Origin of the sequence: Chromobacterium sp. CV08, assembly GCF_051129845.1 — a bacterium.
Classification (GTDB): Bacteria; Pseudomonadota; Gammaproteobacteria; order Burkholderiales; family Chromobacteriaceae; genus Chromobacterium.
On record NZ_CP150453.1, the window covers coordinates 3,810,009 to 3,825,541 of the forward strand.

Consider the following 15,533-nt stretch of genomic DNA (forward strand, 5'->3'; position numbering starts at 1 on the left):
CCGGGCGGCGGCTTTGTTTTATCGGCCGCGCGGGCGGGGGCCGGCGGCTACACTGAAGGCAGACTTCCCCGAGCCGAAGGATGGATCGATGCTGATGCTGCCGTTTTTCAAACTGATGGCCGAAAAAAAGGCCAGCGACCTGTTCATGACCAGCTTTTCGCCGCCGATGCTGAAGCTGGACGGCGAGCTGACGCCGGTCAACGACAAGCCGCTCACCGCCGACATGGTCAAGCAGCTGGCCTACAGCCTGATGAGCGAAGAGGAGGCGGCGGCGTTCGAACGCGAGCGCGAGATGAATCTCGGCCATCCGGTGCCCGGCCTCGGCAGCTTTCGCGTCAACATCTTCTGGCAGCGCGGCTCGGTCGGCATGGTGGTGCGCTACATCGTGCCCAGCATCCCGTCGCTGGACGAATTGCAGCTGCCGCCGCTGCTCGGCGACCTGGCCAGGCAGAAGCGCGGCCTGATCCTCGTCGTCGGCTCCACCGGCTCCGGCAAGAGTTCGACGGTGGCGGCGATGCTGCAGACCCGCAACCAGAGCATGAAGGGCCACATCCTGACGGTGGAGGACCCGATCGAATTCCTGTACCGGCACGACAAGTCCATCGTCAACCAGCGCGAGGTCGGCTTCGACACGCTGTCGTACGCCCGCGCGCTGAAGAACGCGATGCGCGAGGCGCCGGACGTGCTGATGATAGGCGAGATCCGCGACGCCGAGACGCTGACGCAGGCGCTGGCCTACGCCCAGTCCGGCCATCTGTGCATCTCCACGCTGCACGGCAACAACAGCTATCACATGCTGAACCGGGTCATCAATTTCTTCCCGCCGGAGAATCGCGCCTCGCTGCTGATGGACCTGTCGGCGGCACTGAAGGCGGTGATCTCGCAGCGCCTGGTGCCGACGCCGGACGGCAGCCGGGTGCCGGCGGTGGAGCTGATGTTGAACACGCCGCACATTTCGGAGTTGATTCGAACCGGAGAGATAGACAAAATCAAGGACGCCATCGAGAGCAGCATGAGCGATGGCGCGCAGACCTTCGAACAGGCGCTGTTCCAGTTGCACAAGGCCGGACGGATCCACCTGGACGAAGCGCTGCGGCACGCCGATTCGCCGACCAATCTGTACTGGCTGATCAACCAGTCCGGCGAGAACGCGGCGGCGAAACCCAAACCTGGCCCCGACAGCGCGGCCAGCTTCGACAGCATCAAACTGGACTTGTAAACCCACCCGATGATTACCTTGTACGGCATTCCCAACTGCAGCACCGTGAAGAAGGCCCGCCAATGGCTGGCCGACAACGGCATCGACTACGTTTTCCACGACTTCAAGAAACAGGGCATAGACGCCGAAAGGCTGCAGGCCTGGACCGCCCAGGTGCCGCTGGCCAAGCTGGTCAACCGCCAGGGCACCACCTGGCGCGCGCTGCCGGACGAGGCCAAGACCGCCGCCGATACGCCGGACGGCGCGATCGCGCTGATGCGCGAGCAGACCTCGGTGATCAAGCGCCCGGTGCTGGAATGGGACGGCAAGGTCGGCGTCGGCTTCTCCGAGACCGACTGGGCGGAGCGCTTCGGCCTATGAGCGCGACGCTGGATCTGGCCCGCGAACTGATACGCCGCGATTCCGTCACCCCGCGCGACGAAGGCTGCCAGGCGCTGATGATAGACCGCCTCGAAGCGATAGGCTTCAAGGTGGAAAAGATGCGCCACGGCGACGTCGACAACTTCTGGGCCCGCAGGGGCGACGCCGGCCCGGTGTTCTGCTTCGCCGGCCACACCGACGTGGTCCCGACCGGCCCGCTGGACAAGTGGGACAGCCCGCCGTTCGAGCCCACGGTCCGGAACGGCCTGCTGTACGGCCGCGGCGCCGCCGACATGAAGGCGTCCCTGGCCGCCTTCGTCACCGCCTGCGAGCGCTTCGTCGCCGAGCATCCGGACCACGCGGGCTCGCTGGCGCTGCTGATCACCTCGGACGAGGAAGGCGTGGCCGTCGACGGCACCGTCAGGGTCGTCGACGCGCTGGAGGCCCGCGGCGAGACGGTGGACTACTGCATCGTCGGCGAGCCGACGTCGGAGACCCGCCTCGGCGACACCATCAAGAACGGTCGTCGGGGCTCGCTGTCCGGCCGGCTGGTCGTCCACGGCATCCAGGGCCACATCGCCTACCCGCAACTGGCGCAGAACCCGATACACCTGATGGCGCCGGCGCTGGCGGAACTGGCGGCCACCCGCTGGGACGACGGCAACGACTTCTTCCCGCCGACCAGCTGGCAGGTGTCCAACATCCAGGCCGGCACCGGCGCGACCAATGTCATCCCCGGCCACTGCGACCTGTGGTTCAACTTCCGCTTCTCGCCGGAAAGCAGCGCCGACAGCCTGAAGGAACGGGTCTGCCGGATACTGGACAAGCACGGCCTGGGCTACGAGCTGCACTGGCAGCTGTCCGGCCTGCCCTTCATCACGCCGCCGGGCGCGCTGACCGAGGCGCTGGGACAGGCGATCGCCGAGGTCGCCGACATCCGGGCCGAGCTGTCGACGACAGGCGGCACGTCAGACGGCCGCTTCATCAAGCGCATCGCGCGCGAGCTGGTGGAGTTCGGCCCGGTCAACGCCACGATACACAAACTGAACGAGTGCGTCGAAGTGGCCGACATCGAACCGCTGGCCGACATCTACCGCCTGACGCTGGAGCGCTTGCTGGCCAAGGCGTGAGCGCTCGCGCTACGCTATGCTGAAACCGGCGGCGACGCCGGTTTTTTACCGTCCCATTCCCCTGACGCAACCATGGTTGTTTGCGTCTCCACGCCGAATGTTGCCGATCGAACGAACAGGTAAGCTCCATCGTCATGGAAATCGAAATCGCAAAAATCTTCATCGCGCTGCTGGTGCTGGTCAACCCGCTGGGCGCCATCCCCATCTTCATCAGCCTGACGCCGAACGCCAGCCAGGAGGAAAGGCAGAAGATCGCCCAGACCACCGCCATCGCGGTGGCGGTGGTGATGTGCCTGTTCGCCGTCGTCGGCCAGACGCTGCTGCGCTTCCTCGGCATCAGCATAGGCTCGTTCCAGGTCGGCGGCGGCATCCTGCTGATGCTGATCGCCATCGCGCTGATGAACGCCAAGCCCGGACCGACCAAGACCACCAAGCAGGAGCGCGAGGAGGCAGGCGGCAAGACCAATATCGCCGTGGTGCCGATGGCCATCCCGCTGATGACCGGCCCCGGCACCATCTCCACCGTCATCATCTACGCCACCACCGCCCATTCCTGGTTGCAGGTGGTCTATCTGCTGGTCAGCAGCCTCTTGGTGGCCGTCACCTGCTACGGCGCGCTGACGCTGGCGTCGCCGCTGACCCGGCTGCTGGGCCAGACCGGCATCAACATCGTCAACCGGGTGATGGGCATGCTGCTGGCGGCGGTGTCGGTGGAAATCATCGTCGACGGTCTCTACCGGCTGTTCCCGCAGCTGACGCGCTGAACGGCGCCGACGGCTCCCCCCCGGCGGCCGGAGCCCTTGCGTCGCGTTTCCGACAAGCCGCCGATGCGCCTACCGCCTGAAAGCCCGGCTTTCGCCGAGACTCACCTTGACTAATCTCACTCACTTTTCATACACAGAATAAGCGGAAGCACGTCGGCCTTCCGCACCATCCCTATCCCGCGAGGATGCCACGATGTTCGATCGCAAACTGAAATCGGCTTTGAGCAACGCCCTGCTCCAGCTGGAAAACCAGCAAAACGTGATGGACGCGCTCAGCAAGTCGACGGCCATCATAGAATTCAGCCCGGACGGCATCATCCTCTCCGCCAACAGCAATTTCGAACAGACCATGGGCTATACCGCCGACGAAATCGTCGGCAAGCATCACAGGATGTTCTGCACGCCGCAGTTCGCCTCCAGCCAGGAATACCAGGCCTTCTGGCAGGTGCTGCGCACCGGGGGCTTCATCAAGGACCAGTTCAAGCGCATCGCCAAGGACGGCCGCACCGTCTGGCTGGAAGCCAGCTACAACCCGATCTACGACAAGCACGGCCAGGTGGTCAAGGTGCTCAAGTTCGCGATGGACGTCACCCGCGAGGTCGAGATCGCCCATGAGGCGAGAAATATCATGAAGGCGGTCGATCGCTCGATGGCCGTCATCGAATTCACTCCGGACGGCGTCATCCAGACCGCCAACGCCAACTTCCTCGCCGCCACCGGCTATACCGCCGAGGAGATCATAGGCAAGCACCACCGGATCTTCTGCCCCGCCGATTTCGTCCGCAGCCCGGCCTATGAAGACCTGTGGAAGCAGTTGAGACAGGGCGTCTTCGTCACCGGCCGCTTCGAGCGCGTGCACAAGTCGGGTCGACCGGTCTGGCTGGAGGCCAGCTACAATCCGGTCTTCGACGACGAGGGCGTGGTATTCAAGGTGATCAAGTTCGCCGCCGACATCACCGACCAGGAAACCGCGCGGCAACAGGATCTCCGCCTGGTGCAGGAGGCCCATCGGCTGTCGGCGGCGTCGGACAGCGCCTCCAACGACGGCCAGCTGGTGATACGCGACACCATACAGGCGATGAGCGTGATCGCCGACAGCGCCGGACAGTCGGCACGTCTGATAGAAGACCTGGAACAGAAGACCAGCCGCATCACCACCATCGTCAACACCATCCATGAAATCGCCGACCAGACCAATCTGCTGGCGCTGAACGCGGCGATCGAAGCGGCGCGCGCCGGCGAACAGGGCCGCGGCTTCGCCGTCGTCGCCGACGAGGTGCGCAAGCTGGCCGAGCGCACCAGCTCCTCCACCAAGGAGGTGACGGAGATGATAGACGACATCAAGAACGGTACCGGCAACGCCACCGAGAGCATCCACGAGATGCTGGTCAAGGCGCAGAAAGGCGAGGAACACGCCAGCGAGGCCAGCAACTCGATCGAGCAGATACGCAGCAGCACCTCGCAGCTGGCCGACGTCGTCAACCACTTCTCCGCGGTGCAATCGCTGGCCCTGGACAAGACGCGTCCGGAAAGCTGAGGCCGGGCGCCGGGCGGCAAGCCCCCGGGCGGATTCCGTAAGTATACAGTCAAATCTGTATACATATTTTCATCTTGGTCTGTGCATTGTTTGTACTGATGCCCGGCAGTACAAATAGCCATCCTCATAACGTGGTGGCAGCCATGTCCAAGCCCGACAGCAAACCGGTCAAAATCTACCCCCGCCTCACCAGCGGCCGCTTCAACAATCTGCGCGTCGCGATGGTCGTCGCCACCCAGCTGGTGTTCTTCGGCGTGCCGTGGCTGCAATGGAACGGCCGTCAGGCCGTCCACTTCAATCTGGCCGAGCACCATTTCCTGATCTTCGGCATCAGCCTGTGGCCGCAGGACTTCATCTACCTGGCGGCGCTGCTGGTGGTGTGCGCGCTGGGACTGTTCCTGTGGACCACGCTGGCCGGCCGGCTGTGGTGCGGCTACAGCTGCCCGCAAACTGTATACACCCAGATCATGATCTGGATAGAGCGGCTGACGCTGGGCGACCACATCGCACGCCGCAGGCTGGACGCGGCCCCGGCCAGCGTCGGCAAATACGCCAGGAAAGGCCTGAACCAGCTGTTGATGCTGGCCTTTTCCTTATGGACCGGCCTGACCTTCGTCGGCTATTTCACGCCGATGCGCGAGCTGGCGGTGCTGGACATGGGGCCGTGGGACCTGTTCTGGACGCTGTTCTACGCCGGCTTCACCTGGCTCTTGGCCGGCGTGCTGCGCGAGAAGGTCTGCCTGCACATGTGCCCTTACGCCCGTTTCCAGGGCGCGATGTTCGACGACCACACGCTGATCATCTCCTACGACGAGAAGCGCGGCGAGCCGCGCGGCAAGGCTCAGGCGCGCAGCGGCGAACCGGTCAAGGGCTGCATAGACTGCGGCATCTGCGTGCAGGTCTGCCCGACCGGCATCGACATCCGCCACGGCCTGCAATACGAGTGCATAGGCTGCGCCGCCTGTATCGACGCCTGCGACCAGGTGATGGACAAGCTGAAGTCGCCGCGCGGACTGATACGCTACACCAGCGCCCAGGCGCTGCAAGGCAAGCCGGCCCCGGCCCGCTCGCTGCACCGGCCCCGCGTGGCGGTCTACTCCTGCCTGTTGGCCGGCATCATCATGCTGTCCACCACCGCCCTGGTGCTGAAGAAGCCGTTCAAGGTGGACGTGCTGCGCGACCGCGCCAGCCTGGTCGAACAGACCGACGACGGCATGCTGCAGAACCGCTACAACCTGCGGCTGATCAATACCACCGAACAGCCGCAGCGCTACCGGCTGGACGTGGACGGCCTGCCCGGCATCCGGCTCGAACATCCGGGCCAGATCGTCGCCGTCAAGCCGGCCCAGACCGAAACCGTTGCGGTGCGGGTACAGGCCGATCCCGAGCACGCCACACGCGGCGCCCACCCGATACACTTCGTGATACGCTCGCTGGGCGATGACGTCACCATACGGGAAAAGTCCAGCTTCATCGGCGAATGAGGCGGCAGGAACGAACCACATGAACAAGACCGGCCAATTGAGCCAACGCTTCCGCAACGCGATAGAACAGGGCCATCTGCGAGCCGGCGACCGCATGCCGTCGCTGCGCAAGGTGTGCCAGGACCACAAGATCAGCATTACCACGGCGCAGCGCGCCTACGCCGAACTGGAGAAGCTGGGCCTGATCGAGGCGCTGCCGCGCTCGGGCTTTCGCGTGCTGTCGCGCCATAACCCGCTGCCCGGCAGCCTGCTGCAGGGCGGCGACGGCAGCGGCATCCGCATCGAGCACCTGACCAGCGCGCTGCCCATGCCCTGGGGCTGCCCGTACATGAATCCGGCGCTGATCAACACCACGCCGCTGAACCGCGCGCTGACCCGCGCGCTGCGCGACTACCGCTACGCGCTGTCCGGCAACGCCAACACCGGCTACGAGGGCCTGCGCCGCGAGCTGACGCTGCGCTACCTGGCCCAGGGCGTGGAGCTGGACGGCGACGAGCTGCTGGTCACCTGCGGCGGTATGGAGGCGCTGAACCTGGCGATACGGGCGGTCAGCAAGCTGTCCGGCAGCCAGGCGATGCTGGTGCTGACGCCGGCCTTCCCGGCGCTGTTCGACCAGCTGGAACAGCTGGGCATCGCCGCCCACACGCTGGCGACGCCGCCCGGCCAGCCGCTGGATCTCGCGCGGCTGGAACAGCTGATCGTCCAGCACCAGCCGGCCGCCATCCTGGCGATGGCCAACTTCCAGCATCCGACCGGCCTGACGATGAGCGACGCCGACAAGCAGGCGCTGCTGGAGATGGCCGACCGCCACAGGCTGCCGGTGATAGAGGACGACACCTACCGCGAGCTGTACTTCGGCGAGAGCGCGCCGCTGCCGCTGAAGGCCTTCGACCAGAAAGGCAGCGTGCTGCACTGCTCGTCGTTCAGCAAGTCGCTGGCGCCGGGCTACCGCGTCGGCTGGATCGCCGCCGGCCGCTACCGCGACAGCGTCGTCGGCCTGAAGCTGTGCAGCTCGCTGTCGACGCCGCTGCCCAGCCAGATGGCGCTGTCCCGGCTCTTGGCCGGCGGCCAGCACGAGGACATGCTGAGCCTGCTGCGCAGCCGGCTGCAGGCCAACTGGCTGGCGCTGAGCCAGCAACTGGAACTGCAGCTGCCGTCGTCCCGCCTGATCACGCCGCAAGGCGGCTATTTCCTGTGGATGGAACTGCCGGAAGGCAGCGACTGCCGCAGGCGGCTGCCGCAGGCGATACAGCAGGGTATACATTATGCGCCGGCGCCGCTGTTCTTCCGGGACAAGCAGCCCCGGCTGAACGCGATGCGGCTGAATTTCAGCTATTTCGACCCGCTGCAGCAGCACAACGGCGTCGCTATGCTGGCCGAGGTGCTGGCCGGCGACTGAGCCCGGCCTCCTCGATCAGCCAGTCGGCCACAGCGGCGACGATGGCGGCACGCGGTTCGCCTGCCGCGCGCGCCAGCCAATACTGCGCGCCCGGCGCCGGCGGATAGCCGGCCAGGCGGACCAGCCTCCCGTCCGCCAGGGCCTCGTCGGCCAGCAGCGCCGGCAGACAGGCCGCGCCCTGCCCCCGCAGCGCCGCGTCCAGCAGCAGCCGGGCGTCGTCGTAAACGCCGACCCGCCGGAAGGCGGCCAGATGGCCGCGCAGCAAGACGCCGGCCCGCGCGTCGGTGAAACCGTCCTCCAGGCACAGCAGACCGGTCAAGCCGGCATGGCCGGCCGGCGGCTCCGCCTCCAGCGCTCGGGCTAGCCCCGGCGCCGCGGCCACCACCCATTCGTCGGCCAGCCAGCGGTCCTCCGCGACGCCGGGCTGCTGCAAGGGCCGGTCGGCGATCACGATGTCCACATCCACCTCGTCGACGAAACGCGCGCTCTCGTCGGTCGACAGCAGCAGACTCAGCTCCGGCAGGCGCCGGCGCAAGACGTCCAGCCTCGGCTGCAGCCAGCCGTGCGCCACCGCGGCCGGACAGACCAGCACCACCAGACCCGGATCCATATAGCCGGCGATCCGGCCCAGGCCGCCCTCCAGATTGTCCAGCGCCCGCCTGACGCTTTGCTGCAGCACCTCCCCGGCCACCGTCAGCTCGACGCCGCGGCCCACGCGGCGGAACAGCGGCTGCCCCAGCTGCTGCTCCAATTGCTGCACCTGGTGGCTGATCGCCGATTGCGACAGGCACAGCTCGTCCGCTGCGCGGGAAAAATTGCCGTGCCGGGCGGCGGCCTCGAAGCCCAGCAGCAGTTTCAGCGATGGGATGCGCATGAACGATCCATGAGAGAAGTTGATCAATTGGGGCAATTATCATCAATTTTCAAAACACAGGCCAACACCGACAATGGCTCGGTCTATTTGATAAACAGGCGGCCGCCTAGCCGCCCCACCGGAGCCGACGATGAACCGACGCCGTTTTCTGCAACAAGCCTCCCTGCTGTCCGGCAGCGCCATGCTGCTGGGCGGCGGCCTCTCCGCCGAGGCCGCCGCCTCCCCGACAAGCCGGAACGGGCAGGCCGCCGCCGACTGGCGCATGCCTGACGAGGCCGAGCCGCACGCGGCGACCTGGATGGCCTTCGGCGCGCGCGAGGCCATCTGGGGCGGCCGCCTGCTGGGCCCGGTCCGACAGAACCTGGCCGCCATCGCCGGCGCGATCTCGGCCTTCGAGCCGGTGTGCATGCTGGCGCCGGAGAACGAGATGGAGCTGGCGCGCCGACTGTGCGGCGACGGCGTGCGATTGATCGCGCAGCCGCTGGACGATCTGTGGATGCGCGACACCGGCCCGGTCTTGGTCCGCGACGGCCGGGGACGCGCCGCCGGCGTCGGCTTCAACTTCAACGGCTGGGGCGACAAGCAGGCGCACGCGCGCGACGCCAAGGTCGCGGCCGCGGTCTGCGCGCGGCTGGGCCGGCCGCTGCTGGCGAGCTCGCTGATACTGGAAGGCGGCGGACTGGAAGTGGACGGCGACGGCACCGCCATCGTCACCGAAAGCTGCGTGCTCAATCGCAACCGCAACCCCGGCGTCGGCAAGGCCGCCTGCGAGGCGGAGCTGAAGCGCCTGCTCGGCATAGACAAGGTGATCTGGCTGCCCGGCGTCGCCGGCCGCGACATCACCGACGGCCACACCGACTTCTACGCCCGCTTCGTCCGGCCCGGCGTGGTGATCGCCGGGCTGGACGGCGACCCGTCCTCGTACGACCACGCGGTGACCCGGCGCCACCTGGAGCTGCTGCGCGCCGCCCGCGACGCGCGCGGACGGCCGCTGGAGGTGGTGGTGCTGGAAGGGCCGTCCAGCGTGCGGCCGCGCTTCGAGAGCCGCGACTTCGCCGCCGGCTACGTCAATTTCTACGTCTGCAACGGCGCGGTGATCGCCCCGCAGTTCGGCGACGCGGCGGCCGACGCCAATTGCCGCGCCATCCTGCGCGAGCAGTTCCCGGACCGCGAAATCGTCCAGCTCGACATCGACGCGGTGGCGGCCGGCGGCGGCGGCATACACTGCACCACGCAGCAGCAGCCGGCCTAAGAGGCTGTTCACGGCTTCTCACACGGACGCTAGGGCTTGTTTTGCAGAAAACAAACACATTTCCGATGCGCCCGGGGTCCCTTCTAGCCTGCCGATGGGTGGCAGGCCCGAGGTCTTAAGCGGCTGCATGTTTGAGCCCCAAGACCTTAGCGCGCATCGCTGAGCGAATCCCTGCATGCGAGGCCTTGCCTCGCCCAGTGATGGATTCACACGCAGTGAGTTCAGCCGCGCCTCGGGCCTGACGGGACCCGGCGGGAAGCCGAAGGCCAGGCTTGAGGGTGGCCGGGATATCTGCTTGGGCGGTACCGCCAAGCAAATATCCCCTCCCTGCCCGCCGGGCAGCCCCGGCAATGCAAACCATCATCCGCATAGCGGATTCAAAATGAAAAATGCCGCCCGCCGCTATCGGCAGGCGGCAGCCGTCACACATGCAGCAACAGGAAGCGCCGCTCCCACGGGCTGATCACGTCGAAGTACTCGCGGTACTCGGCCTCCTTGATCGCCGCGTAGGTCTCGATGAAATGCTCGCCGAACAGCTCGGCCAGCGGCTTGCAGCGCAACAGCATTTCGACGGCGTCGTCCAGATGGCGCGGCAGCTGGTGCGGCTGCTCGTAGGCGCTGCCGCTCAGCGGGTCCGACGGCTCGATCTTTTCGCGCATGCCGAGATAACCGCAGGCCAGGCTGGCCGCCATCGCCAGATAGGGATTGACGTCGACGCCGGCCAGCCGGTTCTCGACCCGCCGCGCTTCAGGCCCCGAATGCGGCACCCGCAGGCCGCAGGTCCGGTTGTCGTAGCCCCAGCTGAGGTTGATCGGCGCCGAGGTGTAGCGGCTGAGGCGGCGGTAGGAGTTGACGTAGGGCGCGAAGAACGGCATCGCCGCCGGCAGATAGCGCTGCAGGCCGCCGATGAAATGCAGGAAGGCCGGCGACGGCTGTCCGTCGGCCAGGCTGAAGATATTGTTCCCGCCGGCGATGTCGACGACGCTCTGGTGCATGTGCATCGCGCTGCCGGGCTGGCCCTGCATCGGCTTGGCCATGAAGGTGGCGTACATATTGTTGCGTATCGCCACCTCGCGCACGGTGCGCTTGAACAGGAAGACCTGGTCGGCCAGCTGCAGAGGATCGCCGTGGTCGAGATTGATCTCCATCTGCGCGGTGCCCATCTCGTGGATCAGCGTGTCCAGCGCCAGGCCCTGCGCCTCGCACCAGTCGTACATCACGTCGAAGATGTCGTCGTATTCGTTGACCGCGTCTATCGAAAAGCTCTGCATGCCGGCCTCGGTGCGGCGGGTCCGGCCCACCGGCGGCCGCAGCGGCAGGTCCTCGTCCGGCTGGATCTCGACCAGGTAGAACTCCATCTCCGGCGCGATCACGGCCTTCCAGCCCCGCTCCTCGTACAGTTTCAGGATGCGTTTCAGCACATTGCGCGGCGCCAGGTCCACCGCCTGGCCGTCGAACGAGTAGCAATCGTGGATGATCTGCGCCGTCGGCTCCTTGTTCCACGGCACCGGGCGCAGCGTGCTGACGTCAGGCAGCAGCTTCATGTCGGGATCGGCGACCGAGGTGAAATCGCGATCGGGGTAATCGCCGGTGACCGTCATCGACAGCACCGCTTCAGGCAGGCGCAATCCCTCGGCGGGATTGTATTTGTGGCGCGGCACGATCTTGCCGCGGGCGAGGCCGGTCATGTCCGGGATCAGACACTCCACCTCGGTGATATGGTGTTGGTCAAGCCATTGATTGATGGTATCGGCACTGTTCATAAAGCCTCTTGATTATGTATGGGTGCCCGAGCTGCCCAGCAGCCGGGCCGGATTGACCAGGGTGTTGCGCCGTCCCGCCTGCAGCAGGAACAGGCAGCGGTCCGCCAGCAGCGGGGCCGCGATGGAAATGCTGGACCGGCGTCGCCGGTGATGGTTTGGCAAGATCATCGCCCTTTCGTGATAAAGATTTGGCAAAATAGCGTTCAAGATATTGAACGCTCGTCCATCGTAGCCAGCCGCCGCGCCCGGCGGCAATGGCCTCCCCCCGTCCGGCCGTCAATCTTGGTCAACAATAGGACAAACAACGCAACAGGACGGGACCGGCAAAGTGCATTAGAATTAAACGATATGAATACCCATGCCCCGGCCGATCCGGCCTCCGTCCCGCCCGCTCCCCGCAAACCCCGCCGCTGGCTACGCTGGCTGCTCGCCGCCGTCGCGCTGGTCTTGCTGGTCTGGGCCTTTCTCGGCCTGGCGGCGCCGCGTCTGTTGCAGCAGGCCGCCGCCGACTGGGCGCGCAAGCACGGCCGCCAGCTGGCCATCGCCGAAGTCCGCATCGTGCCGTGGAGCATGGAGCTGACGCTGAACGGCGTCGCGCTGCGCGAAGGCGACGGCCGCCCGCTGTTCCTGGCCCGCCGCGTCTACTTGGACGCCGACCTGTATGCGCTGCTGCTGGGCCGCTGGCAGGCCAGCGAATTCACGCTGGACAGCCCGCAGCTGTGGCTGGATCGCGACGCCGCGGGCATGTGGAACTGGAGCCGCTTCGTCTCCGACGTGTCCGGCCCGCCTAAGCTGGAAGACGGCACCGCCCCGGAAAAGCTGCCGCGGCTGCGTATCTCGGCGCTGAACCTGCGCAACGGCCAGCTGCGCTTCAGCGACCACGGCGACGGCCAGCACGAGCGTTTCCAGCTGATGCCTATCGGCATCAGCCTGAGCAATCTGAGCACGCTGGCCGAAAACGGCAGCTACGCGCTGCATGCCGAGCTGCAGGGCGGCGGCCGCTTCGACTGGAAGGGCAGCATGCGGCTGCAACCGCTGCAATCGAGCGGCGAAGCCAGCATGCAGGACCTGCCGCTGGCCTCGGTCTGGGACTATGTCCGTCCCTACTTCGCCACCGCCAAGCCCGGCGGCGAACTGTCGGTCAACGCCCGCTACCAATTCGACATGAGCGGCAAGACGCCGGATCTGACGGTATCGGCGCTAAGCGCCGGCCTGTCCGGCCTGAAGCTGGCCGCGCCGGGCGGCGGCGGCGAGCTGTCGCTTCCGGAAGTGAAACTGGACGGCGGCGCGCTGGACCTGTCCCGCTCGCTGCTGACCGTGGCCAAGATCGAATTGAACCGCGGTCGCGTCAGCGCCGGCCGCGACGCCGCCGGCAATCTGGACTGGCTGCGCGCCTTGCCGCCGGCCGCGCCCAAGCCGGCCAAACCGGCCAAACCGGCCAGGCCGTCGCCGTGGCTGGTCAAGGTGGAAAGCATACGCTTCAACGACTGGCAGGCGGACTGGCGCGACCAGAGCTTCGTCCAAACGATGCGGCTGCAGACGGCGCTGCCGCAGATGCAGGCCAAGCTGACGCTGGATCCCGAACGCGGCATGCGGCTGGACGACATCGGCCTCAGCCTGGCCGACCTGAAGCTGGGCGCCGCCGGCGGCATGCCATGGCTGAGCCTGGATCGCGCCGAGCTGGCGCCGACGCGGATAGACTTCAAGCGGCATGAGATCCAGCCCGGCGACGTCACGCTTTCCGGCGCCCAGCTGGCGCTGCAGCGCGACCGCGACGGCAGGCTGCAACTGCAGAAGCTGCTGGCGCAGCGCCCGCGGCCGGCCGCGCCCAAGGCCAGGTCCAAGCCCGACGCCGCGCCGGACTGGAAGCTGGCCTATCCGGAACTGAAACTGGAGAACGGCCGCGTCTCCTGGCGCGACCTGAGCCTGCCCAAGCCTCTGGAATACCGGCTGGACAAGATAGCCGCGCGCGCCAAGACCGGCGCCGGCGCCCCGTTGTCGCTGGAATTGTCCGGCCGCGCCGGCAATGGCGGCCTGTCCGCCAGGCTGGACATCGATCCGGCCAAGCCGGCCGCGCGCGGCGGCATCAAGCTGGACGCGCTGCCTGTCGCGCCGCTGGCGCCGTACGGGCTGAGCGGCACGCCGCTGAAACTGTCCGGCGGCGCCGTCAGCGCCGATCTGCAGCTTAACGCCGCCTCGGCCAGCCAGTGGTCGCTGTCCGGCCAGCTGCGCCTGGCCAGGATGACGCTGCAGGAGCCGGGCGAGGCGCTGCCGCTGCTCGGCTGGAACAGCCTGGCCCTGTCCCGGCTGCAGGCCCAGGGCATGCCGCTGAAGATCGCGGTCAACGACGTGCGGCTGGATCAGCCGCGCGCCCGGTTGATCCTCGACAAGCAGCGCCGGCTGAACTGGCAGAAGATCTTCGCCGGCGCGCCGGCGGCCAAGCCGGCGAAACCGGCCGGCCAGGCCTCGCCGCTGCCGCAGCTGGACGTACACAGCATCCACGTGCAGAACGGCGCCGTCGAATTCGCCGACCATGGCATGACGCCGGACTTCGCCACCCGCATGCACCATCTGCGCGGCAGCATACAGAACCTGTCCACCCGCGCCGGCGGCCGCGGCCGCATCACGCTGGACGGCGCGGTCGACCAGTACGGCGAGGTCAAGGTGCGCGGCGCGCTGTCGCCGCTGGCGCCGACCGACAGCACCGACATCCATCTGGACTTCCACAATCTGGCGATGAACAGCCTGAATCCGTACTCGATGAACTTCGCCGGCTGGCAGGTCAAGGACGGCCGGCTGTCGCTGGAACTGCGCTATCTGCTGGAACACCGGCAGCTGAAGGGCGAGAACCGCGTCGTCATCGACTCCATCCAGCTCGGCGACGAATTGCAGGGCGACAAGTCCCCCCACCTGCCGCTGCGGCTCGCCGTGGCGCTGCTGGAGGACAGCGACGGCCGCATCGACCTGGACCTGCCGGTGGCCGGCAGCCTGGACGACCCGCAGTTCAGCTATGGCCAGGTGGTGTGGAAGGCCTTCGTCAACATCGTCACCAAGGTCGTCACCGCGCCGTTCCGCGCGCTGGGCGCGCTGCTCGGCGGCGAAGGCTTCGACGACATCCGCTTCGTCGCCGGCGAGGCCCACGTCAGCCCGCCCGAGCGCGAGAAGCTGGACAAGGTCGCGGCGATGATGGAAAAACGGCCCAAGCTGCAGCTGGCGATCGCCGGCGGCTACGCGCCGGAGCAGGACAGCCGCCAGCTGGCGCGCGCCCGCGTCGACTCGGCGGTGCTCGCCGCCGCCGGCCACCCGCCGATGGACGACGAGCCGCTGGCCACGCTGGACCTGAAGGACGCGCAGACCCAGTCGGCGATCAAGACCGTCTACGGCCAGCGCATCGGCCGGCTGAAGCTGCTGAGCCACACGCTGAAGATAGGCGGCCCGTCCGGCGCCGACCTGGCCAAGCAGCTGCGCGACGAGATGCTGGCGGCCGAGAAGGTCGGCGAGGCCGATCTGCTGAAGCTGGCGAAGCAACGCGGCGAGAACGCGCGCAAGGTGATGCTGCGCCGCCAGCCGGACCTGGCCGAACGGGTGACGCTGGAGGCGCCGCAGAAGACTTCGGCCAACCGCGACGGCGTGGAACTGGCGGTGAAGATCACCGCGAAATAGGCCGCGGCTGTGGCTGCGGCGGCACAAGGTCGCCGCCGGTCTGACACAAGAGCTTGCGTTGACACCCCAAACGGCGTAACAACATATA

The 15,533-nt window shown here is 67.0% G+C and carries 12 protein-coding genes; 9 read left to right on the forward strand and 3 right to left on the reverse strand.

The features are described 5' to 3' along the window. The first annotated feature begins 88 nt into the window (after nucleotides 1–88). From WNM05_RS17350 to WNM05_RS17380, 7 genes are all read left to right on the forward strand, one after another. Nucleotides 89–1,219 carry a PilT/PilU family type 4a pilus ATPase gene (locus tag WNM05_RS17350; protein ID WP_434629158.1) on the forward strand — a complete coding sequence of 377 codons (1,131 nt, stop codon included), beginning with the start codon at nucleotides 89–91 and terminating at the stop codon, nucleotides 1,217–1,219. A 9-nt stretch (nucleotides 1,220–1,228) separates the two neighbouring features. Continuing rightward, entirely contained in the window at nucleotides 1,229–1,579 is a 351-nt protein-coding gene (locus WNM05_RS17355; RefSeq protein ID WP_434629159.1) for an arsenate reductase, read from the forward strand. Continuing rightward, the gene (gene dapE, locus WNM05_RS17360) at nucleotides 1,576–2,709 is read left to right on the forward strand and encodes a succinyl-diaminopimelate desuccinylase (RefSeq protein WP_434629161.1); all 1,134 of its coding nucleotides are present in this window, start codon (nucleotides 1,576–1,578) and stop codon (nucleotides 2,707–2,709) included. Before WNM05_RS17355 ends, dapE begins: the two co-directional genes overlap by 4 nt. 134 nt (nucleotides 2,710–2,843) lie before the next feature. After that, on the forward strand, nucleotides 2,844–3,473 hold the full coding sequence (locus WNM05_RS17365; protein WP_434629163.1) for a MarC family protein: 630 nt from the start codon (nucleotides 2,844–2,846) through the stop codon (nucleotides 3,471–3,473). A 193-nt stretch (nucleotides 3,474–3,666) separates the two neighbouring features. Beyond that, nucleotides 3,667–5,010: a methyl-accepting chemotaxis protein gene (locus tag WNM05_RS17370; protein WP_434629165.1), complete on the forward strand. Its 1,344-nt coding sequence runs from the start codon at nucleotides 3,667–3,669 to the stop codon at nucleotides 5,008–5,010. Nucleotides 5,011–5,153: 143 nt separating this feature from the next. Further along, nucleotides 5,154–6,494, forward strand: coding sequence for a cytochrome c oxidase accessory protein CcoG (gene ccoG, locus WNM05_RS17375; RefSeq protein ID WP_434629167.1), 1,341 nt, complete (start codon nucleotides 5,154–5,156; stop codon nucleotides 6,492–6,494). A 19-nt stretch (nucleotides 6,495–6,513) separates the two neighbouring features. Then, nucleotides 6,514–7,893, forward strand: a complete 1,380-nt coding sequence (locus tag WNM05_RS17380) for a PLP-dependent aminotransferase family protein (protein WP_434629169.1) — start codon at nucleotides 6,514–6,516, stop codon at nucleotides 7,891–7,893. Here the strand turns inward: WNM05_RS17380 and WNM05_RS17385 are convergent. Continuing rightward, nucleotides 7,862–8,767 (reverse strand): LysR family transcriptional regulator, encoded by a 906-nt coding sequence (locus tag WNM05_RS17385; protein WP_434629171.1) that lies wholly within the window; start codon nucleotides 8,765–8,767, stop codon nucleotides 7,862–7,864. The genes WNM05_RS17380 and WNM05_RS17385 overlap by 32 nt on opposite strands. A 130-nt stretch (nucleotides 8,768–8,897) precedes the next feature. Here WNM05_RS17385 and WNM05_RS17390 point away from each other — a divergent pair, with 130 nt between their 5' ends. Continuing rightward, complete coding sequence (locus WNM05_RS17390) at nucleotides 8,898–10,019, forward strand: agmatine deiminase family protein (RefSeq protein WP_434629173.1); 1,122 nt, start codon at nucleotides 8,898–8,900, stop codon at nucleotides 10,017–10,019. Nucleotides 10,020–10,441: 422 nt separating this feature from the next. Here WNM05_RS17390 and WNM05_RS17395 read toward each other — a convergent pair whose 3' ends face one another. Continuing rightward, nucleotides 10,442–11,782 (reverse strand): glutamine synthetase family protein, encoded by a 1,341-nt coding sequence (locus WNM05_RS17395; protein ID WP_434629175.1) that lies wholly within the window; start codon nucleotides 11,780–11,782, stop codon nucleotides 10,442–10,444. 12 nt (nucleotides 11,783–11,794) lie between these two features. Beyond that, the gene (locus tag WNM05_RS17400; RefSeq protein ID WP_434629179.1) at nucleotides 11,795–11,950 is read right to left on the reverse strand and encodes a hypothetical protein; all 156 of its coding nucleotides are present in this window, start codon (nucleotides 11,948–11,950) and stop codon (nucleotides 11,795–11,797) included. Between the two features lie 180 nt (nucleotides 11,951–12,130). On the opposite strand from WNM05_RS17400, the gene WNM05_RS17405 reads away from it, so the two are divergent. Further along, a complete protein-coding gene (locus WNM05_RS17405) occupies nucleotides 12,131–15,445 on the forward strand; it encodes a DUF748 domain-containing protein (RefSeq protein WP_434629181.1) in 3,315 nt (1,104 codons plus the stop codon). The last annotated feature ends 88 nt before the right edge of the window (nucleotides 15,446–15,533 follow it).

What these genes read in the sequence shown, in the direction of transcription:
- WNM05_RS17350 (WP_434629158.1), top strand. Translation starts at nt 89, where the DNA reads ATGCTGATGCTGCCGTTTTTCAAACTGATGGCCGAAAAAAAGGCCAGC.
- WNM05_RS17355 (WP_434629159.1), top strand. Translation starts at nt 1,229, where the DNA reads ATGATTACCTTGTACGGCATTCCCAACTGCAGCACCGTGAAGAAGGCC.
- dapE (WP_434629161.1), top strand. Translation starts at nt 1,576, where the DNA reads ATGAGCGCGACGCTGGATCTGGCCCGCGAACTGATACGCCGCGATTCC.
- WNM05_RS17365 (WP_434629163.1), top strand. Translation starts at nt 2,844, where the DNA reads ATGGAAATCGAAATCGCAAAAATCTTCATCGCGCTGCTGGTGCTGGTC.
- WNM05_RS17370 (WP_434629165.1), top strand. Translation starts at nt 3,667, where the DNA reads ATGTTCGATCGCAAACTGAAATCGGCTTTGAGCAACGCCCTGCTCCAG.
- ccoG (WP_434629167.1), top strand. Translation starts at nt 5,154, where the DNA reads ATGTCCAAGCCCGACAGCAAACCGGTCAAAATCTACCCCCGCCTCACC.
- WNM05_RS17380 (WP_434629169.1), top strand. Translation starts at nt 6,514, where the DNA reads ATGAACAAGACCGGCCAATTGAGCCAACGCTTCCGCAACGCGATAGAA.
- WNM05_RS17385 (WP_434629171.1), bottom strand. Translation starts at nt 8,767, where the DNA reads ATGCGCATCCCATCGCTGAAACTGCTGCTGGGCTTCGAGGCCGCCGCC.
- WNM05_RS17390 (WP_434629173.1), top strand. Translation starts at nt 8,898, where the DNA reads ATGAACCGACGCCGTTTTCTGCAACAAGCCTCCCTGCTGTCCGGCAGC.
- WNM05_RS17395 (WP_434629175.1), bottom strand. Translation starts at nt 11,782, where the DNA reads ATGAACAGTGCCGATACCATCAATCAATGGCTTGACCAACACCATATC.
- WNM05_RS17400 (WP_434629179.1), bottom strand. Translation starts at nt 11,950, where the DNA reads ATGATCTTGCCAAACCATCACCGGCGACGCCGGTCCAGCATTTCCATC.
- WNM05_RS17405 (WP_434629181.1), top strand. Translation starts at nt 12,131, where the DNA reads ATGAATACCCATGCCCCGGCCGATCCGGCCTCCGTCCCGCCCGCTCCC.